The sequence below is a fragment of the Saccharobesus litoralis genome (genome assembly GCF_003063625.1).
In the GTDB taxonomy this organism is placed as follows: Bacteria; Pseudomonadota; Gammaproteobacteria; order Enterobacterales; family Alteromonadaceae; genus Saccharobesus; species Saccharobesus litoralis.
Window position 1 is genome coordinate 599,003 of sequence record NZ_CP026604.1, and the last position, 21,441, is coordinate 620,443.

General features: G+C 41.2%; 20 protein-coding genes and 1 tRNA gene. 2 read left to right on the forward strand and 19 right to left on the reverse strand.

The window, feature by feature from the left end; translation table 11 throughout:
- The 10 genes from apt to sdhC form a co-directional block, all read right to left on the reverse strand.
- Positions 1–546: an adenine phosphoribosyltransferase gene (gene apt, locus C2869_RS02215; RefSeq protein ID WP_108601404.1), complete on the reverse strand. Its 546-nt coding sequence runs from the start codon at positions 544–546 to the stop codon at positions 1–3.
- A 75-nt stretch (positions 547–621) separates the two neighbouring features.
- Entirely contained in the window at positions 622–1,002 is a 381-nt protein-coding gene (locus tag C2869_RS02220) for a response regulator (RefSeq protein WP_108601405.1), read from the reverse strand.
- A gap of 428 nt (positions 1,003–1,430) precedes the next feature.
- Entirely contained in the window at positions 1,431–2,303 is an 873-nt protein-coding gene (gene sucD / locus C2869_RS02225; protein WP_108601406.1) for a succinate--CoA ligase subunit alpha, read from the reverse strand.
- A gap of 2 nt (positions 2,304–2,305) precedes the next feature.
- Complete coding sequence (gene sucC / locus C2869_RS02230) at positions 2,306–3,472, reverse strand: ADP-forming succinate--CoA ligase subunit beta (protein ID WP_108601407.1); 1,167 nt, start codon at positions 3,470–3,472, stop codon at positions 2,306–2,308.
- A 170-nt stretch (positions 3,473–3,642) separates the two neighbouring features.
- Positions 3,643–5,148 (reverse strand): 2-oxoglutarate dehydrogenase complex dihydrolipoyllysine-residue succinyltransferase, encoded by a 1,506-nt coding sequence (odhB, locus tag C2869_RS02235; RefSeq protein WP_108601408.1) that lies wholly within the window; start codon positions 5,146–5,148, stop codon positions 3,643–3,645.
- Between the two features lie 2 nt (positions 5,149–5,150).
- Positions 5,151–7,967 (reverse strand): 2-oxoglutarate dehydrogenase E1 component, encoded by a 2,817-nt coding sequence (gene sucA / locus C2869_RS02240; RefSeq protein WP_108601409.1) that lies wholly within the window; start codon positions 7,965–7,967, stop codon positions 5,151–5,153.
- A gap of 127 nt (positions 7,968–8,094) precedes the next feature.
- Positions 8,095–8,805 carry a succinate dehydrogenase iron-sulfur subunit gene (locus tag C2869_RS02245; protein WP_108601410.1) on the reverse strand — a complete coding sequence of 237 codons (711 nt, stop codon included), beginning with the start codon at positions 8,803–8,805 and terminating at the stop codon, positions 8,095–8,097.
- A 17-nt stretch (positions 8,806–8,822) separates the two neighbouring features.
- Positions 8,823–10,589: a succinate dehydrogenase flavoprotein subunit gene (gene sdhA, locus C2869_RS02250; protein WP_108601411.1), complete on the reverse strand. Its 1,767-nt coding sequence runs from the start codon at positions 10,587–10,589 to the stop codon at positions 8,823–8,825.
- Entirely contained in the window at positions 10,590–10,937 is a 348-nt protein-coding gene (sdhD, locus tag C2869_RS02255; protein ID WP_108601412.1) for a succinate dehydrogenase, hydrophobic membrane anchor protein, read from the reverse strand.
- Positions 10,931–11,305: a succinate dehydrogenase cytochrome b556 subunit gene (gene sdhC / locus C2869_RS02260; RefSeq protein ID WP_408011883.1), complete on the reverse strand. Its 375-nt coding sequence runs from the start codon at positions 11,303–11,305 to the stop codon at positions 10,931–10,933. Before sdhC ends, sdhD begins: the two co-directional genes overlap by 7 nt.
- A 381-nt stretch (positions 11,306–11,686) precedes the next feature.
- On the opposite strand from sdhC, the gene gltA reads away from it, so the two are divergent.
- Together gltA and C2869_RS02270 are read left to right on the forward strand one after the other, a co-directional pair.
- Positions 11,687–12,967, forward strand: a complete 1,281-nt coding sequence (gene gltA / locus C2869_RS02265; RefSeq protein WP_108601413.1) for a citrate synthase — start codon at positions 11,687–11,689, stop codon at positions 12,965–12,967.
- Between the two features lie 214 nt (positions 12,968–13,181).
- The gene (locus C2869_RS02270) at positions 13,182–14,750 is read left to right on the forward strand and encodes a hypothetical protein (protein WP_108601414.1); all 1,569 of its coding nucleotides are present in this window, start codon (positions 13,182–13,184) and stop codon (positions 14,748–14,750) included.
- Between the two features lie 135 nt (positions 14,751–14,885).
- On the opposite strand, the gene rimI is transcribed toward C2869_RS02270, so the two are convergent.
- The 9 genes from rimI to C2869_RS02315 all read right to left on the reverse strand — a co-directional run bounded on the left by rimI (position 14,886) and on the right by C2869_RS02315 (position 21,387).
- Positions 14,886–15,326 (reverse strand): ribosomal protein S18-alanine N-acetyltransferase, encoded by a 441-nt coding sequence (gene rimI, locus C2869_RS02275; RefSeq protein WP_108601415.1) that lies wholly within the window; start codon positions 15,324–15,326, stop codon positions 14,886–14,888.
- On the reverse strand, positions 15,319–15,795 hold the full coding sequence (locus C2869_RS02280; RefSeq protein WP_108601416.1) for a hypothetical protein: 477 nt from the start codon (positions 15,793–15,795) through the stop codon (positions 15,319–15,321). Before C2869_RS02280 ends, rimI begins: the two co-directional genes overlap by 8 nt.
- Before the next feature lie 18 nt (positions 15,796–15,813).
- Positions 15,814–15,890: transfer RNA gene (locus C2869_RS02285), tRNA-Trp, on the reverse strand.
- Positions 15,891–15,986: 96 nt separating this feature from the next.
- Positions 15,987–16,823, reverse strand: a complete 837-nt coding sequence (locus C2869_RS02290; protein ID WP_108601417.1) for an HDOD domain-containing protein — start codon at positions 16,821–16,823, stop codon at positions 15,987–15,989.
- A gap of 126 nt (positions 16,824–16,949) precedes the next feature.
- A complete protein-coding gene (locus C2869_RS02295; RefSeq protein ID WP_108601418.1) occupies positions 16,950–17,711 on the reverse strand; it encodes a HesA/MoeB/ThiF family protein in 762 nt (253 codons plus the stop codon).
- On the reverse strand, positions 17,702–19,231 hold the full coding sequence (gene thiE, locus C2869_RS02300) for a thiamine phosphate synthase (protein WP_108601419.1): 1,530 nt from the start codon (positions 19,229–19,231) through the stop codon (positions 17,702–17,704). Before thiE ends, C2869_RS02295 begins: the two co-directional genes overlap by 10 nt.
- A 56-nt stretch (positions 19,232–19,287) precedes the next feature.
- Positions 19,288–20,076: a thiazole synthase gene (locus C2869_RS02305; RefSeq protein WP_108601420.1), complete on the reverse strand. Its 789-nt coding sequence runs from the start codon at positions 20,074–20,076 to the stop codon at positions 19,288–19,290.
- A 14-nt stretch (positions 20,077–20,090) separates the two neighbouring features.
- On the reverse strand, positions 20,091–20,285 hold the full coding sequence (thiS, locus tag C2869_RS02310) for a sulfur carrier protein ThiS (RefSeq protein WP_108601421.1): 195 nt from the start codon (positions 20,283–20,285) through the stop codon (positions 20,091–20,093).
- Positions 20,269–21,387, reverse strand: coding sequence for an FAD-dependent oxidoreductase (locus C2869_RS02315; protein WP_108601422.1), 1,119 nt, complete (start codon positions 21,385–21,387; stop codon positions 20,269–20,271). Before C2869_RS02315 ends, thiS begins: the two co-directional genes overlap by 17 nt.
- Between the last annotated feature and the right edge of the window lie 54 nt (positions 21,388–21,441).

Below are 21,441 nucleotides of genomic sequence, written 5' to 3' on the forward strand. Positions count from 1 at the left end.
TTACTCGCCTTCAAAGGAGATAAGGCTAAAGGGTTTGACGTTCAACGCTGTCAATTTATCTTCACCACCTAAATCAGGTAGCGCGACAACAAAAGCGGCATCTGTCACAGTTGCGCCTAGCTGACGAACTAGATTAATAGCCGCAATGATTGTGCCACCCGTTGCTATCAAATCGTCGACTACCAGAACATTGTCATTACTAGATACCGCATCTTTATGAATATGCAATGCATCTGTACCGTATTCAAGTTGATATTCTTGACTAACCGTTTCTCTAGGCAGCTTATTCGGTTTACGCGCTGGAATAAAGCCAATATTTAAACGATGGGCTAATGCCGCCCCAAAAATAAAGCCGCGTGCCTCAGCACCCAAAACTTTGGTATATCCTTGATCTTGAAACTGAGCAACAAGACAATCTATGGTTTGATTAAACGCTTGGTTATTTTGGATCAAGCTGGTTATGTCGCGAAACATGATCCCAGCTTTGGGATAATCAGGGATAGTAGTAATGCTAGCCTTAATATTGGCTAATACTGCATCGTTCATTATGCAAAAGCGGCTTATAATTTGAATGCCAGCATTAAAACAAATTGCCAAATAAATGCAAGGTACAAAGGTAATTTAAGCGACTGAATCTGACTTTAACGAGGAATCGAGTAAATCGATTTTATCCTGCAATAATTCTTTACGAACCGGTTTACTTAATAAACTGACGTTTAACTTGGATAATTTTTTTTCTAAAAAGGGTTCGATTTTGGTAGACAATACAAGCAGTTGCTTAGCGCTAACCAAGTGTTTTTGCAGGGCATTTTCACAAAATTTGATGCCATCCATAATAGGCATAATATGATCAGAAATAACCATATCAAATTTGTGCTGTTTCAGCTTAGATAAACCGGAAAGCCCATTATCAGCTTCAACCACTTGGTGTGATTGCGAAGATAAGTAATCGCGAATTTCTTGTCTTACTTTTCGATTGTCGTCTATCAATAATACCAACATGTCTTTATTCCCTACGCATGTTACTGCAATATAATTATTAGGTAAGCTTTTAGACTAAATACGGTTGATTTAGTTCAAAGTAAATTCAACCGTATTATAGCGTTTTATGCACTAAGATGATTGATCCAAGTTAAAACTGCTGGCAATAGAGGTAATGCTAACGTGGCTAACGCAGCAAAAAATTGCCATACTTTTTCAGTTTTAACGTCGTCGTGATGACCCATAATTTGATCTCCATCAATTTTTGCGCGCTATGTTAGCAGTTTGGCGCGAAAGATCCATGACAAGCTAATAAAAAAGGCGGCTAAGCTTATGCTTGCCGCCTTTTAAAATCATTATGAAAACGTATCACTTGTAGTGCAGGTTTTACACCTGCATAGCCATACTCGAAAGTATGCAATTGGCAGAAATAAATTCTGCCCTACAAATTACCAACCAGTTTTCTCAGCTAACGCTTTACCAATCTCAGCTAGTGAACGAACAGTCTTAACGCCTGCTGCTTCTAATGCCGCGAATTTGTCATCAGCAGTACCTTTACCGCCAGAGATGATAGCGCCAGCATGACCCATACGCTTACCTGGAGGAGCAGTAACACCAGCGATGTATGAAACAACTGGCTTAGTTACATTTTCTTTAATGTAAGCAGCTGCTTCTTCTTCTGCAGTACCACCGATTTCACCGATCATAACGATAGCTTCAGTCGCTGGATCGTTTTGGAACATTTCCAATACGTCGATGAAGTTAGTACCAGGAATTGGGTCACCACCAATACCAACACAAGTCGATTGACCAAAACCAGCGTCAGTCGTTTGCTTAACAGCTTCGTAAGTCAAAGTACCAGAACGTGAAACGATACCAACTTTACCCGGTAAGTGAATGTGACCAGGCATGATACCGATTTTACATTCACCAGGAGTGATAACACCTGGGCAGTTAGGACCAATTAAACGTACACCTAACTCGTCACATTTAACTTTACAGTCAAGCATGTCAAGCGTAGGAACACCTTCAGTGATACATACGATTAATTTAATACCAGCATTAGCCGCTTCTAAGATTGAATCTTTAACGAAAGCAGCTGGAACATAGATTACAGACGCGTCAGCACCTGTTTCAGCAACCGCTTCAGCAACAGTGTTGAATACTGGTAGGCCTAAGTGAACTTGACCACCTTTACCAGGCGTCACACCACCAACCATTTGCGTACCATAAGCGATAGCTTGCTCTGAATGGAAAGTACCTTGTGAACCAGTGAAACCTTGACAGATTACTTTAGTATCTTTATTGATTAAAACAGACATTATTAGGCCTCCGCTGCAGCTTTAACAACTAATTCAGCAGCTTCTTGTAAGCTTGGAGCTGCAATGATATCCACGTCTGAGTTAGCTAAAACTTCACGACCGGCTTCTGCGTTAGTACCTTCTAAACGAACAACAACTGGTACTTCAACGCCAACTTCTTTAACTGCTGCAATAATACCTTCAGCGATCATGTCACAACGAACGATACCACCGAAAATGTTAACTAATACAGCCTTAACGTTTGCGTCAGATAGGATGATCTTAAATGCTTCAGCAACACGTTCTTTAGTAGCTCCACCACCTACATCTAGGAAGTTAGCTGGGCTACCGCCGTTTAAGTTAACGATGTCCATAGTACCCATTGCAAGGCCAGCACCGTTAACCATACAACCAACGTTACCGTCTAAAGCAACGTAGTTTAATTCCCACTTAGCTGCGTCAGCTTCACGCGCGTCTTCTTGTGAAGGATCGTGCATTTCTTTAATGTCTGGGTGACGACCAACAGCATTACTGTCGATAGCAACTTTAGCGTCAAGACAGTGTAAATCACCAGCGCCTGTAGTGATTAATGGGTTAATTTCGATTAACTCAACGTCTTTTTCTTTGAATAATTTAGCTAAGCCTAAGAAAATTTTAACGAACTGAGAAACTTGCTTACCTTCTAAGCCAAGTTTGAACGCTAATTCACGACCTTGGTAAGGTTGTGCACCGGCTAATGGATCGATAGTTGCTTTTAAGATTTTCTCTGGCGTTTCTTCAGCAACCTTCTCGATTTCAACACCACCTTCTGTAGAGGCCATGAAAACGATACGACGAGTAGAACGGTCAACAACCGCACCTAAATATAATTCACGATCGATGTCAGCAACGTCTTCTACTAAGATACGGCTTACAGGCTGACCATTTGCGTCTGTTTGATAAGTAACTAAGTTATTACCTAACCACTTTTCTGCAAAAGCTTTAATTTCGTCTTTAGTTTCAACTAGTTTAACGCCACCCGCTTTACCGCGGCCACCAGCGTGTACTTGAGCTTTAACAACAAATTTGTCGTAACCTAATTGATCAGCTGCAGCGACTGCTTCTGCAGGCGTTTCAGCAGCAATACCTTTAGAAACAGGTAGTCCGTACTGTGCGAACAACTGCTTGCCTTGATACTCATGCAAATTCATGACATTTTCCGTTTATTTAGAAGTGTTTGATTATTTGGTCTTACTATCTGTGGCAAAGTGCGCCAAATTGCCTAGATAGTCTAACCCGATAAGATAGCGATTTTGTTACATTCTACAAGCCTAGAATGCAAAAGGGCGGTGATAGTAACTATCACCGCCCTGAATAGGACTTAAATATCTAAGATAAGTCTTGTTGGATCTTCCAATAACTCTTTAATTGTTACTAAGAAGCCAACTGATTCTTTACCGTCAACCAGTCTATGGTCGTAAGATAAAGCTAGGTACATCATAGGTAAGATTTCAACCTTACCATTAACTGCCATTGGGCGCTCTTGGATCTTATGCATACCTAAGATAGCTGTTTGAGGCAAGTTAATGATTGGCGTAGAAATCAATGAGCCGAACACACCACCATTAGTAATAGTGAAGTTACCGCCGGTCATATCGTCCATGGTTAATTTACCATCACGGCCTTTAAGGGCTAATTCACGAATGCCTTTTTCAATTTCACCTAAACCTAATTGGTCAGCGTCACGCAATACAGGTGTTACAAGACCACGAGGTGTAGAAACAGCCATGCTGACATCGAAATAGTTGTGATAAACAATGTCATCACCGTCGATTGAAGCATTAATCGCAGGGTAACGCTTAAGCGCTTCAGTTACCGCTTTGGTAAAGAAAGACATAAAGCCTAAACGTACACCATGCTTTTCTTCGAATAAGTCTTTGTACTTTTTACGAATATCCATGATAGGTTTCATGTTTACTTCGTTGAAAGTCGTCAACATAGCCGTAGAGTTTTTAGCTTCTAACAAGCGATTAGCAATCGTTTTACGTAAACGAGTCATTGGAACACGTTTTTGCGTGCGATCGCCTAATACCGCAGCGACTTCAGCAGGTGCTGCTGGTGCTTTTGCAGCAGGAGCAGATGCTTTAGTCTTAACGTAAGCTTCAACATCTTCTTTAGTTAATCGACCATCAACACCTGAACCTTTGATGCTTGAAGCTTCTTCTGCACTGATACCATTTTCAGCTAATGCGCGACGAACCGATGGGCTTAATGCATCACCTTTATCTTCAGACGCAGAAGGCGCTGCTTCAGCTTTTGGAGCTGCCGCTGCCGGAGCTGCACCTGCTTTTAATTGACCGATGACTTGCTCAGCTGTAACCGTTGCACCTTCATCTTCTAAAATTTCCGCTAATACACCGTCTTCTGGTGCAACAACTTCTAGTACAACTTTATCGGTTTCAATATCGACTAAGTTTTGATCGCGTGATACTGATTCACCAGCTTGAACGTGCCATGTAGCGATGGTTGCATCTGCTACTGACTCGGGTAATACAGGAACTTTAATTTCCACCGTCTCACCTTCTACTTGTTGAGTTTCTTGTTGAGTATTTTGTTGTGGAGCTGCTGCTGGTGCAGCTGCTTCCGCTTGACCTTCACCAAGCAAACCAATGACTTGCTCGGCTAAAACTGTTTCGCCTTCAGCGAATTTAATTTCGCCAATAACACCATCTTCTGGCGCTACGACTTCTAAAACGACCTTGTCAGTTTCAATGTCAACCAAGTTTTGATCACGGCTAACCTTGTCACCAACTTTAACATGCCAAGTCGCGATGGTTGCGTCTGCAACTGACTCAGGCAATACAGGAACTTTAATTTCAACAGCCATGATTAATCTTCCTTAAGACCTAATGCATCTTTTACTAATGCTTTTTGTTGAACATTGTGAACTGATAAATAACCTACTGCTGGTGATGCTGACGCTTCGCGACCGGCATAAGTTAAGTTGGCACCGGCTGGAATTGAATTCCAGAAGTGATGTTGCGAACAGTACCATGCACCTTGGTTTTGTGGCTCTTCTTGACACCAAACAAACTCTTTAACATGGTTATACTTTTCGATAATTTCATCCATCTCTTTATGAGGGAACGGATAAAGCTGCTCGATACGCACAATCGCAACGTTATTTAACTCGTTCTTACGACGGGCATCTAGCAAGTCGTAATAAACTTTACCGCTACAGAAAACAACACGATCCACTTTTTCTGTTTCCAAAACATCGATTTCATCAATCACATCATGGAAAATACCAGAAGCTAGTTCTTCCATAGTTGACGTTGCTGCTGGATGACGTAATAACGACTTAGGCGACATAACCACTAATGGACGACGTACAGGACGAATGTGTTGACGACGGATCATATTGAAAACCTGAGCCGGAGTCGTAGGCACACACACTTGCATATTGTGATCAGCACAAAGTTGTAAGAAACGTTCTAAGCGGGCAGATGAATGCTCTGGGCCTTGGCCTTCATAACCATGTGGTAACAATAATGTTAAGCCACATAAGCGCCCCCATTTTTGCTCACCTGAACACAAGAACTGGTCAATTACGACTTGAGCACCGTTGGCGAAGTCACCAAATTGCGCTTCCCAAATAACAAGTGATGTTGGTTCCGCTGTTGCATAACCATATTCAAACGCCAATACCGCTTCTTCTGACAATACTGAATCATAAACTTCAAAGCGACCTTGCTTTTTATCAACATTTTGTAGAGGTTGATAACCTGAAGCGTCTTTTTGATCGTGAATAACCGCATGACGATGGAAGAATGTTCCTCGGCCTGCATCCTGACCGGTAATACGTATATTCGTACCGTTTTCAACTAATGAAGCATAAGCTAACGTCTCGGCAAAACCCCAATCAATTAACTTATCACCTGCGGCCATAGTTTGACGGTCTTGATAAATTTTCTTAACTCGAGATTGCGGTGTTACGTCCTCTGGGTAACTAGACACTCTTTTCGCTAGATCGGTAATTTGCTCAAGTGTTAAAGAAGCGTCATACGGAGAATCCCAATCATTGCCAACATATGGAGACCAATCTACTGAATGCTCCATCATAGGACGCCATTCTTCGACAACACAAGCACCGTGGTCTAGCGCAGCTCGATATTCATCGATAGCTTTCTTTGCATCTTTTTCGTCAAATAAGCCTTCGTTTGCCAATTGCTGCGCATAGATTTCACGCGGCACAGGGTGCTTTTTGATTTTTTGATACATTAATGGCTGCGTTGCATTTGGCTCATCAGCTTCGTTATGACCGTGACGACGATAACAAACTAAGTCAATCACAACATCACGCTTAAAGGTGTTGCGGAAATCAAGGGCAATTTGCGTTGCTAAAATAACCGCTTCAGGATCATCTGAATTAACGTGGAAAATTGGCGCCTGAACCATCTTAGCAATATCAGTACAATATTGAGTAGAGCGCGTATCTTCAGGATTAGACGTTGTGAAACCAACTTGGTTGTTAACCACAATTCGTACCGTACCACCAACTTGGAAAGCACGTGTTTGCGAAAGGTTAAACGTTTCTTGCACTACACCTTGACCTGCAATAGCAGAATCACCATGAATGGTAATTGGCAAGGCTTGAGTTCCGTCAGTACAACCACGACGATCCATACGTGCGCGTACCGAGCCCATAACCACAGGGTTTACAATCTCTAGGTGAGATGGGTTAAACGCTAATGCTAAGTGAACGTCACCACCTGGCGTGGCGAAATCAGACGAGTAACCCATGTGATATTTAACATCACCTGAGCCATTGCCTTTATCAAATTTACCGGCAAACTCATCAAATAATACCGAAGGGTTTTTACCTAATACATTAACCAATACGTTTAAACGACCACGGTGCGCCATACCAATGACGACTTCTTTTGCACCTTGCGCACCTGCACGCGAAATTAATTCCTTAAGCATAGGAATCAATGCATCGCCACCTTCTAACGAGAAACGTTTAGCTCCAGGGAATTTAGAACCTAAATATTTCTCTAAACCGTCTGCCGCGACTAGCTCTTTGTAAAGCTTCTTCTTAGCATCAGCTGTTAAATTCGCCGTTGCTTTTACCGATTCTAAACGCTGCTGTAACCAACGCTTCTCATCAGTTGAAGTAATGTGCATGTATTCTGCACCAATCGAGCCACAATACGTTTTAACTAACGCGCTGTGAATATCACGTAGTGGTAGCTTTTCTGCGCCAACTTTAAGTGAGCCAACGTTATAGACTTTATCCATGTCTTCTTGTGTTAGGCCATGATGAGATAGCTCTAAATCACGTACGCGCTCTTGCTTCCATAAACCAAGTGGATCCAAGTTAGCATGTTGGTGGCCACGAAAACGGAATGCGTTAATCAGCTGTAAAACTTTTACTTGTTTTTCATCTGAGCTTTCCGCTTGAACAACAACTTGTTTACGGTGGGTATTTTTGGCAGCTTGACGAAAATCTTCTCGCACTTCAGAGTGCTTAGTTTCTACGTCAACGCCTTCAACCTTGGGCAGTTGATCGAACAAAGCACGCCAGTCGGCATCTACGCTTTGCGGATCAGTCAAATAACTTTCGTATAATTCTTCTACGTAAGTGGCATTGGCACCGGCTAACTGGGTTGATTCTAGCCAGGCTTGCATGTTGCCATAGTGCATTATTGTTTCCTTTACCGTAGTAAGTTGTACAATTTAAGGTTTTAGGTAAAAAAATAGCCATTCTCAGCTAACTAAGAACGGCTATTCAGTAGTTCAGAAAGTTAAGTTCTAACGAACTTAATTAATACTAAACAGCCTGCTTAAGCAGCATAGACTTAATATGACCAATTGCCTTGGTCGGGTTTAAGCCTTTAGGACATACATTTACACAGTTCATGATACCGTGACAACGGAATACGCTAAATGCATCATCTAAGTTAGATAAGCGTTCTTCAGTTGCCGTATCACGACTGTCAGCCAACCAACGGTAAGCAGCTAGCAAACCGGCAGGGCCAATAAATTTGTCTGGGTTCCACCAAAATGATGGACAAGATGTTGAACAACAAGCACATAAAATACACTCGTATAAACCATCAAGCTTTTCACGATCTTCAATTGACTGCAAATGCTCACGCGCAGGTGGTTGCTTGTCATCGTTGATCAAGAAAGGTTTAACTTTTTCATACTGTGTAAAGAACTGAGTCATATCAACAACTAAGTCACGAACAACAGGTAAACCTGGTAATGGACGAATAACAATCTTCTTACCCTTTAAATCAGATAAAGGCGTAATACAAGCTAAGCCGTTTTTACCATTCATGTTAACGCCATCTGAACCACATACACCTTCACGACATGAACGGCGTAGCGATAAAGTTGGGTCTTGCTCTTTGATTAACAGAAGAGCATCCAATACCATGATGTCTTGACCATCTGGCAAGTCTAACGTGTAGTCTTGCATTCTTGGTTTAGCATCAACATCAGGGTTGTAGCGATATATTGAAAAAACTTGTTTCATTTGCCAGCGCTCCCCAATTAGTATGTTCTAACTTTTGGAGGGAAAGCTTCACGATGCTTAGGCGTCATATTAACATCACGCTTAGACATGCTTTCCGTCTCAGGGTTATAAATAGTGTGACACAACCAGTTAGCATCATCACGCTCAGGGTAGTCGAAGCGGCTATGTGCACCACGGCTCTCTGTACGGAAGTTTGCGGCAACGGCTGTTGCGTATGCAGTTTCCATCAAGTTGTCTAATTCTAAACACTCGATACGTTGTGTATTAAAGTCGCTAGATTTGTCATCTAAGCGTGCTGATTTAAGACGCTCACGGATAACTTTAAGCTCTTCAAGACCAGTAGCCATTGCATCACCTTCACGGAATACCGAGAAGTTAAGCTGCATACATTGCTGTAAGTCTTTACGGATTTGGAACGGGTCTTCGCCTTTATCTGTTGATTCCCAACGATTGTAGCGAGATAAGCTTTGTTCAAGATCTGAAGCGCTTGCTGCAACACCTTCTTGTGTATCGGCTAGGTACTCACCTAAGTACTTACCAGCAGCACGACCAAATACAACTAAATCCAATAATGAGTTACCACCTAAGCGGTTAGCACCGTGTACAGATACACAGGCAATCTCACCTACTGCGAATAAACCTTCAACAACTTGGTCGTTACCATTAGCATCCACAGTGAATGCTTGACCATTAACATTGGTCGGTACACCACCCATTTGGTAGTGACAAGTTGGGATAACTGGAATTGGCTCTTCAACCGGATCAATATGTGCGAAAGTACGAGATAAATCACAAACGCCAGGTAAACGACTTTCTAATGTTTCTTTACCTAAATGGTCAAGCTTAAGCTTGATATGTGGACCCCAAGGACCATCACAACCACGGCCTTCACGGATTTCAGTCATCATTGAACGAGCAACAACGTCACGACCCGCTAAGTCTTTAGCGTTTGGCGCATAACGTTCCATGAAACGTTCGCCATCTTTATTTAGAAGGTAACCACCCTCACCACGACAACCTTCAGTTACTAGTACACCAGCACCAGCAATACCGGTTGGGTGGAATTGCCACATTTCGATATCTTGCATAGGCACGCCTGCACGCACAGCCATACCCACACCATCACCAGTGTTAATATGCGCATTAGTGGTTGAAGCAAAAATACGGCCTGCACCACCTGTAGCCAGTACTGTTGCACGGGCTTTAAAGTAAACCACTTCACCTGTTTCGATACAGATAGCAGTACAACCCACAACAGCGCCAGTTTGGTTTTTAACTAAATCTAATGCATACCATTCGCTGAATACTTTAGTTTGGTTTTTAACGTTCTGCTGATATAAGCAATGCAATAAAGCGTGACCTGTACGGTCAGCAGCTGCTGCTGTACGAGCCGCTTGCTCTCCACCAAAGTTTTTAGACTGACCACCAAATGGACGCTGGTAAACTTTACCGTTTTCGAAACGTGAGAAGGGTAAACCCATATTCTCTAATTCGATGATAGCTTCTGGACCCGTTTTACACATATATTCGATAGCGTCTTGGTCACCGATAAAATCAGAACCTTTTACGGTATCGTACATGTGGAATTCCCAGTTATCGTCGTGGGCGTTGCCTAAAGCAACAGTAATACCACCTTGCGCAGATACGGTATGTGAACGAGTTGGGAAAACTTTAGAAATCAAAGCACAAGATTGGCCTGATTCAGAAATAGATAAAGCAGCGCGCATACCTGCACCGCCGGCACCGATAACAACGGCGTCAAATTCTCTAACAGTAATACTCACTTAAACACCCCACAATACGACAAGACCAGTTACAAAGTAACTCAATGCAGCAATATTCAATACAAACTGTAAGAACATGCGTAAGCGAGCGCATTTAACATAGTCGGTTAAAACCTGCCATAAACCGATCCATGCATGAGCTAACAAGCCAAACAAGGAAATAATGGTGAAGACTTTCATACCAACACCAGAATATAACTCAGACCAATCTTGGTAAGTTAATCCTGGGTTAGAAAATAAATAAACCAACAAGAATATTGCATATGCTGCCAATACTAAGGCAGAGGCGCGGATAATAAGGAAATCATGGACTCCGCTGCGTCCTAAAGTTGCTGCGTTAGTTACCATACTAATACTCCTGCACCAATCGAAAGAACAACAGTTAAAACGATAGTGGCTTTTGCACTCGCGTTACCTGATTCAAGTTCTTCCCAGTAACCCATATCCATAATTAAATGGCGAAAGCCACCCAGCATATGATAAAGCAATGCTGTGATTGTTCCCCAAATAATAAATTTAACGATAAAGGTATCGAAAATTGATTTCACCGTATCAAAACCTTCTTGTGAAGATAATGACGTCGCGAACGCCCACATTAATAACCCCATGGCTACAAACATGATAACGCCGGATACACGGTGTAAAATAGAAGCGATGGCACTTGCCGGAAAGCTAATCGTATTTAGCTCTAGATTGACAGGTCTTTGCTTTTTCACAGTTCTTCCCACTCGTCTCAACTGAGCAATTTTATAGTTGTGTCGTATAACAATAAGCGCGCTGAGCCGAAAAAATTGGTCAGGCAAATCGCCTATCGTTAATGCTTATTTTTATTGAAGTTTCGAGCTGACTTCAACGGATGAAAAGTATATGCATTCATGCCAATAAATACAATTTAAACGCCAAAAAATGCATTCATTTGCTGAATGACGACTATTTTTACCATTAGCCGCTTTAATACACTGTTCGCCAGCTTATAAATTGATTATTGACGTTTTTTGCAGTTTAATAATTACACCTTAGGTACATGCAAGCAAATTACCCTATGTTTGATGTGTACCGATCATAATCATGATAACTCTTTCGGAAGGAGAGCAGCTATGGCTGACAAGAAAGCCATCCTTACAGTTGATGGGAAAGAAGTCGAACTCCCAATTTACTCAGGAACTCTAGGCCAAGACGTAATTGATATACGTACTTTAGGTAAGCACGGTTACTTCACTTTTGATCCAGGCTTTTTAGCAACAGGTTCATGCGAATCAGCTATTACTTACATCGATGGTGCAAATGGTGTGTTATTACACCGTGGTTATCCAATCGACCAATTAGCGACTGAAGCTGATTACTTAGAAGTATGTTACTTACTAATGAATGGCGAAGCGCCAACTAGCGAAGAGTACAAAGAATTCGTTTCTATCATCAAAAACCACACTATGGTTCATGAAGGCATAGCATCATTCTTTAACGGTTTCAGCCGTGATGCTCACCCTATGGCTATGCTTTGTGCGGTTACAGGTGCTTTATCTTCTTTCTATCACAACGATTTAGACATCTCAGATCCTGACCAACGTAAGCGTTGCATTAAGCGCTTAGTGGCTAAAATGCCAACTATCGCAGCAATGTGTTACAAGTACAGCATTGGTCAACCGTTTGTTGGTCCTAAAAACAGCTTAAGCTACTCAGAAAACTTCTTAAACATGATGTTCTCTGTTCCAGCTGAAGATTACGAAATCAACCCTGCTGTTGCTAAGGCAATGGATCGTATCTTCACATTGCATGCTGATCACGAGCAAAACGCTTCTACTTCAACTGTTCGTTTATCTGGTTCTTCTGGTGCTAACCCTTATGCATGTATTGCAGCTGGTATCGCATCTTTATGGGGTCCAGCGCACGGTGGTGCTAACGAAGCTTGTTTAACTATGTTAGAAGAGATTGGCTCAGTTGATCGCATCGACGAATATGTTGCTAAAGCGAAAGACAAGAGTGATCCTTTCCGTCTTATGGGCTTCGGTCACCGTGTATACAAAAACTTCGACCCACGCGCTAAAGTTATGCGTGAAACCTGTCACGAAGTATTGGATTCATTAGGTATTGATGATCCACTATTAGACGTAGCAATGAAGTTAGAAAAGATTGCTTTAGAAGACCCATACTTCGTAGAGAAGAAGTTATACCCTAACGTTGACTTCTATTCAGGTATTATCTTAAAAGCTATCGGTATTCCAACTAGCATGTTTACTGTTATCTTTGCATTATCTCGTACTATTGGCTGGATCTCTCACTGGGACGAGATGCTTTCTCAACCAGGTGCTAAGATTGGTCGTCCTCGTCAAATGTATACAGGTTCAGACAAGCGCGATTTTCAACCAATCGAAAAGTAAAGCGTTTTACTGACCCCCAATCAATAAAGCCACTTTAATAAGTGGCTTTTTGTTTTTTAGCACTTAACTACAAGTTAACAGCAAATCAACGACTTTCCGTGTGATTTATGCGGATTTCATCACTCATAGTAGATTGAAAAAATAGCAAAATATCGCTATCCTCACCTTATACATATCCAGTTTCTTCGCTATTAAAATTTAAAGGAAAGCCAGTATGAGGATCGCCAAAACCGCAGTTGCCCTGTCAGCCGCTGTACTTATTGTATCTTGTTCAAGTACATCTAAAAATTCTGCCAGTTCATCGGCTGCTGCTTCAAATTCAACTCAACAAAGTGCCAAACAAAAATATTTAAACGAAGCACGCGAAGTATTAGATGGTTTTAAAGTCAAATTAGCAGACGATAGTTTAAATGATTTAAGCTATTTCGCGCCAAAACCCTTGGCTTTAGCTAAAAAGAAATTTAAAGATGCAATGGAAGAGTATGACGATATCGCTAAAGGCGGCGGCTCATTACTGAATATTTTCACTAGCGAAGAAGAGGAAGCACTCGAAGCTAAAAAAGAAATCATCAAATTAGTCGCGACTGCAGAAAGTGAACTAAATAAAGCGAAGAAGATAAGAGAATCAGCTAAAACAATCCTAGGCGACGTATTTTCTCGACGCGATTATCTAAAACAACTGAACGTAACTAAAATCTATCCAAAAACATTTCAAAAATTAAATAATGAAATTGATGGAATGGTAAAAGATATAGCCGAAGGTGAAATAGAAAGAGCGACTAAAGAACAAGCAAAAATGTCTGCTGAATTACTCGCTTTAGAAGTTAAAACTGTCAAATATATAGAACTTAACGAATTAAACGAACAAATTGCCAGTTACAAAAAAGCCAAAATCGATGACGCATTACCAAGAACCTTCCAAGGCTTAGTGAATGCAAGAAATACTGCGGATGCTGTGATCAGCGCGGATCCTCGCGCCAAAGAAGCGATTAAAACAGCCGTTGATAAAGTTAAGTTTGAAATTGCTCACTTAAAACACCTGCATAAAGCTTACAAAGAGCTCGCTAGCACGAAAAAAACTAGCTACGAGTTATACTTAATTGCGGCAGAAAATAATTTACATACGATAGCATCGGCTATGCAGTTAGGTGATTTACGCAATATTGCAATGAAAGATCAGGCTGACGCTATTGCTGACAAAGCCAATCAACTGTTAACAGAAGTTGAATTAGCCAAATCCAATGCAGCGGCGAAGCTTGATTCCAGCGCCAATGCTCAAGATAAGTTGCAACAAGAAAACGCAGCTCTAAAAACTGAATTAAATGGAGTTAATGCTAAATTAACTAAAATAAACGATGAGTTAAAAGTTTTACTTACTGAAAAGGCTGGCTTACAAAGCCAAGTAAAACAGCAACAAGTTGAACTGATAAAACTAAAAAGCATGAATGAAGTTTTACTGCCTTTAGCAAAAAAACAAAGTAATGAACAACAAGAGACACCACAAAATCAAGTGGTTGTTGTGACACCAGCAGCGACACAAGCTGAAACACCCGTCGCGGCATCTCAAGTTGTAGAACAAACCCAAGATTTAAAAGCTGAAACAGAGCAAGCTAAAAAAGAAGTGAAACAATTGCAGCAAGCAGTAGAAGATGCTGAAGAAGCAGCGGCTGAAGCGATTGAAGCAGCGCAAACGGCTGCTGAGAATGCCCAACAAGCAACAGATGATGCAGAAAGTGCAACCGAGGCTGCTTTAAAAGCTGCTGAATCTGCTGCAGCTAATTAATTATCACTTTTATTCATTATACGTGGTTTACCACTCATAAAAAAACCGCTTAGATGAATTCTCATCGAAGCGGTTTTTTATTCAACACCAACTAATTCTTAAGCCTAGATTAGCTAGCTAAGACTTAGTCAATATTTATATAACCTTCTGCATGATGATGGCGTCTTCTTTACCTATATCCGTTTTATAATAATTTTTTCGTATGTCGACTTGGCTAAATCCTGTTTTATTATAAAGATGAATAGCTTGGTTGTTTGATTCTCTTACCTCAAGCCACAGTGTGTCTATTGCGTTACGAGATAAATAATCAAAACAATAATTGAGTAACTGTTTTGCCAATCCCTGCCCTTGCTTAGCTTTATGAACAACTATATTCATAAGCGTTGCTTCATTTAACACTAAGTGCCAAATACAGTAGCCAACAAGTTGGTTATTGCAATGAATACCGAATACACGATAATGCTCACTAAAACAACTTTGAATAAGGCTCAGCTTCCACGGGAACATGTTACCGCTTAATTCAATCTGATGCAGGCGTGGGCTATCATGAGCAGTTAATAACGATATATTACTCACAAGCTAATTGGCTCAATATTTGCCACAAAGCGGCTTTACTCTTAATCGGCTGTTGTTGATCTTTTAATGCGTCGAGAAACTGCTTGGCTTGCTCCTGCTGCAATAATCTAATAACGCCATGTTCACTAGCATGATTAATATTCAGCACTTCCAAAGCAATTAAGACATCTGCATTATTGTAGCGAGATAAAATATCTGAGGTGCTTTTAATAGAATCTGATTCAACATGAGTTTGTTGCATAGCAACAACTTGTTCTTCTTGTATTGGTTCAGCCAGATTAATAGGCAGTGTTGGAGCAGACTTTATAACTGGCTTACTTGACTCGATAGAAGCACTCCTGCTTAGCACATTACTTTGGATGCTATTAGCCGATGATAAAATCTGAAATTGCGCTTCTGGTTTAATAGTATAAAGACTAATACCGATTTGCTGCAGAGTGGCTTGTTGATATGAAGATAATTTAGGCATGGTGTTTAAGTCGCGTCTTGGCAGGGGTGGAGGGACTCGAACCCCCAACCATCGGTTTTGGAGACCGCTGTTCTACCAATTGGAACTACACCCCTAAACGCGAATCGAATTATAACCTTGGTTAGGCAAAGGTAAAGCACTTTATTCAAGTTTCTGAACCGTTTGCTGGAATATTAAACAATGTGGTTAAATTATGATAACTTTTTACTGACTTGGTCAAAAATGTATTCTAAATCAGCATCTTCAAGATCTAAAAATTCAAGTATCGGATCTTGTACAGTATCCCATTCCGCCGTATCTGCTCTGTCCATATAGACAACATGACGAGCTATTTTTAAAATAGCTAACATCCATAATCCCACTTTACTTAATTCTGTTGAAGAGAATATACCACTCGTATCATGCTGGTAATAAATCACTTCCACTAAATCTTTGGCTAGCTTCCATTTTTGTCCAAGCAAGGCACCAATCGTTGTGTGGGTTGTACCAAACTTATCACGCTCTAACTGTAATATGTGGTAGTCCCAGCCTTCTTCTTCTGCTTGATGTAACACTTCTTTGTATTCTGGATAATTCTGCACCATCACTGGTACCGCAGCGGCGTGAAATAAACCTAACATATAAGCATTATCAGCAAGCTGTGGCTTTTCTAACTGAGCAGCCACAATGGCACATGCTTGGGCTATCTTATTTGCGTCATCCCAAAACTCATCCAAAATTGGGTCTTGCTTCATAGATGACTTTAAAGCGACTGCCTTTACAATGGGTAATATCCGGCGTAGACCCAAAATCATAACCGCCTGCTCGATCGATTCTATCTCACGAACACGTCGAAAAGCCGCAGAATTAACCACTTGCAGCACTGCCGCAGAAATACTAATATCGCCGGCAATAGCATGAGCAATCACACTTACGTCAGGTTCAGGTTTTCTAGCTTCTTCACTGACTTTAAGTAAAGCTTCTGGTCGAGGTGGGATATCGACATTCTGTAAGATTTTTTTCTCAGCAACCGTTACTGTAATCGCCATAAATAAAACAAACTCTCAATCAAAAATTACGACAATATTTAAAGTATATTATCGGCTAACCGGCTAATTTACTAGCAACAAATGAAAGACAATATAATACAGGCCCTTAGCACAGTTGACACAAAATCACGTTGCTTGGCAGCACGGGCAATTTTTATTTTTAACTAGCTTAAATTGTTTAAAATCCATTTGCCAAACATCAACTAGAGTTAATCTTGCTAAGTTTTCTGTCATACCTAAAATTAATCTTAAACATTCCGTCGCTTGTAAGCTGCCCATAATTCCAAGTAATGGGCTAATCACTCCTGCATTTGAACAATTTAAACCTGTGTCCATGGCTTCTGGAAAAAGGCAGGCATAACAAGGGCTATTTTCTTTTGCAAAATCAAAGCTCACTAACTGACCTTGACCATTAATACCAGATGCTGAAACCAGTTTAACTCCCGCAGTAAAGCAGGCTTGATTAATCACACTACGCGTTTGCGCATTATCCGTACAGTCTAATACAATATCTGTCGCTTGTAATTGAGCGGCTAAATCAACGTCCAAAATTGATTTCTCTATTGCTTCAACCTGAATTTCAGGGTTTGCCGCTAACAATTGATTTCGAGCGGTTTGCACCTTACTGGCTTTTAGGTGATTAGTTTTATAAAGCACTTGGCGTTGGAGATTACTCAATTCAATATGATCGTGATCTATTAATGTGATGTGACCAACACCGGAAGCCGCTAAGTATTGAGCAGCTGAACACCCTAATCCTCCAACACCCACAATCAGGATACGCGCATTTTTAAACGCTAACTGACCGCTTTCCCCAATTTTACTTAATAGTAAATGACGGCTATAGCGAACCTGCTCTTTATTATTCAGACTCAAATTTAATGACATGCTAATACCTTTTCAAATGCCGCTACATTTGCTTCGGGGTTTTCAGCTTGAGTTAATGCGGTCACCACTGCAATACAACCTACGCCTGTGGCGGCAACCGATTGAGCGCGTTCTAACGTAATACCGCCAATCGCCACCATAGGAATGGATTGATTAAGCTGACATAGCTGAGACAGGGTTTCGACACCTTGAATTTGCCCTGTCATATCTTTAGTTTGCGTCGGGAAAATAGCCCCAACAGCTAAATAAGACGGCTTATATTGCATGATTTTTACCATTTCGTAATGACCATGCGTACTGACCCCTAATCTGAGCCCTGCTTGCTTAATCGCTTGTAAATCGGCATCTTCTAAATCTTCTTGCCCTAAATGCACACCATAAGCACCGTGCTTAATAGCCAGTTGCCAATAGTCATTAATAAATACGCGAGCTTGATAGTGCTTACCTAACGCGACAGCTTGGCTAATTTCATTTTCTAATTCTTGGCCTTGATGTATTTTATCTCTTAGCTGAATCGTTTTAACACCTGCTTTTAACAAACGTTCAATCCAAGCAACTGAATCAACCACTGGGTATAATCCCAATTTATCGGTATCAACCGATGCAAAGCCCGATTCAAATACATCACTGGGTTTACTGTCGTCTTGCCAATCTACTTGCTGTGCCGATGGCGCATCATTAGTTAGTACTTGCGGAAAATCAGTTATATTATTTGGCCATTGACCTTGCCAAATAGGGCCATAAATACCTTCATATTGGCTTGCTCCTTTAATGCCTTGATTTATGTAAGCTTTAGATAAAATAAACGCATCTCGCAACAAGTACCCTTGGCCAATCAACGCAGCCATGCTGGATGCAAACGTGCATCCACTTCCGTGGCTGTGTTCAGATTCAATTCTCTCACTACTCAACCAATAATCATTAGCACCATCAGTGCAATAATCAACACACGCATGGTCAACTATATCGATATGTCCACCTTTAATAACAACAGCACCTACCCCCATTTTAATCAGCTCTATTGCAGCCTCTTTTAAACTCGACCAACCAATTAAATAGACACCTGTCACTCGCTGAACTTCATTGGCGTTTGGCGTTAATAAATCAATTAGAGGTAAAAGCTTTTGCTTTATTGTAGGTAGAATGTCTTCTTCGGTTAACTCGCCTCCACTAGAGGCAATTGCGACTGGGTCATACACAACATAAGGGGAAACTTGCCAATTTTGTTTAGCATTAGCTAAAAAGTCACTCACTAATAATACTTGGCGTTTATTAGCCAACATGCCTATTTTTATTGCGCTCGGCCGTTTATCTTCACTCAAAGCCTTGAGCTGACTAATCAATACATCGTCTGACACAGCATTGATTTCGTGTACACCTTGAATATTTTGAGCAGTCACAGCGGTGATGACTGAACACGCTTCTGAACCAAGATTATGAATAGTTTTAATGTCAGCCTGGATCCCAGCTCCACCTGTGCAATCCGAACCTGCTATAGTCCAAACAATATTTTTAAGCATAAGTAACGTATTAGAAGGCAACTGAAAGTGATATCAGTTGCTATAAAAAGAATAAATTAGTTTTGGTGCCAAAATGGCATACCCAAAGTCGGGGTACTAGGCTCTGCAACTTGTTTCTCTGGCATTCGCCCTGCCAAATAGCCTTGTCGCCCCGCCTGTACTGCATTGGCAAAAGCTTGTGCCATCAACACTGGATCCTGCGCTTGAGCTATTGCCGAATTAAGCAATATAGCATCATATCCTAGCTCCATGGCCTGGGCGGCATGAGATGGCAAACCAATACCCGCATCAACAACTAGCGTAATATCAGGCAAACGACTACGAATGCTTTCTAGCGCATGGGGATTTAACAATCCTTTACCTGTACCTATAGGCGCACCCCAAGGCATGACGACCTGACAGCCTAGGTCGGCTAAACGACGACACACTACTAAGTCATCAGCAACGTAAGGTAATACTTTAAAACCGTCTTTTAGCAAAATATCCGTAGCTTGCACTAAATCAATGGGATCAGGTTGCAAATTATATTCATCACCAATTAACTCAAGTTTTATCCAATCGGTTTGAAATATCTCTCGCGACATTTTGGCCAAATTTACCGCTTCTTTAACAGAGTGACATCCCGCGGTATTGGGTAATAATGTCAAACCCAGATCTTGTATTTGTTGCCAAAACACTTGCCCGCCTTTTTGTTCTGGTGACTGGCGGCGTAATGATAGAGTAACAATCTGCGAGCCACTGGCCTTAATTGAATCTGTCATTACTTTTGGAGATGGGTACAAAGCCGAACCAACGAGTAATCGACTATCGAAAGTTTGACCGTAAATATTTAAAACATCAGACATGGTTTTATTCGGTATTAACCGCCATAAATGGGCGAAACAATGTCAATGCAATCGCCCGGATTTAATTCTGTACTTTCATAATCTTGTTGAGCAACAAAATCGCCGTTAACTGCGACAGCAAAAGGTGGAGTCGCGCCGAAAGCTTGTAACGTAGCCGCAAGTTGAGCGGTTGGTGTCTCAAATTCCTGACTATTAATGATTAGTTTCATGATAGTGAATTAAAGAAGTAATTTCTGGTAGTTGTTGTTGGCTAAACCCTAATGAAAGATTAGTTTTAGCACTGATAACATTTAGCAATTGAGTCAGAATATAAGGTGTCAGCAAATAACCATGACGATACAAACCGTTAACTTGAATGTGATGCTGACTCACATCAATGCTCGGTTCGTTATCGTTTAGTGTTGGACGTAAACCCGATTGCATAGCAATTATATTAGCTTCGGCAAAGCCTTTGTGAACACTATATGCCGCAGAGAGAAGTTCAAGCGCCGAACGAACGGATGTCGGCCTATCATCTTGCGACTCTATTTCAGTTGCGCCAATCACATACTCTTGATTATCTTTAGGCACTATATAGATAGGATAACGTGGATGCATAAGGCGTACTGGACGAGTCAAGTTGACCTCAGGCGCTTTCACCCTTATTACTTCACCTCTGACACCTCTAAGCACTTTAAGCTGATTAATCATATCGCCTTTAGCGCCAAGGCCACGGCAATCAATCACTAAATCAAATTTTTGCTTTGGTCGTTCATCGTTAAAACTGATTTGCGCATCGTCAATTTTAACCTCAGTTTGGCAATAAACTTGGATTGAGCTGGCTAATATTGCTGAAGCAGTTTGCTGATAAAGCTGACTATTTTCTATTTGACCTTCATTCGGTAAAAATAGAATACGGCTAAAATGATTCGCCAATTCAGGTTCAATTTGATTAAGCTGCTGAGCATCTATCTCCAATAAGTCTTCGTCTTGCTGAAGATGAACGCGCTGCATAAAACTACGTAGGTCGGCTTCATCTTGTCGGTGTGCCAAAATAACTGAGCCCTGTCGTTGAAAATCTACCGTTAACTGCAATGCTTGCAATAACTCAGGCCACAAAGCTAATGATGCATGCCCCATGGTCACGATATCACGACTTGCAACAACAGATTCAGCCGTCGGCGCTATCATTGATGCTGCAATTCGCCCTGTGGCATCAGCATAATTCAGCGCGTTTTTTTCAAACAATGAAACATCAAATTGACTTTCTTTTGCCAATAACAGCGATAATAATCGCCCGACAAGACCCGCACCAACAATCGCTACTTTCACGTTTTACCGACCAATAACTTAATCTAACAAAAAGGGAGCATTGACAGCTCCCTA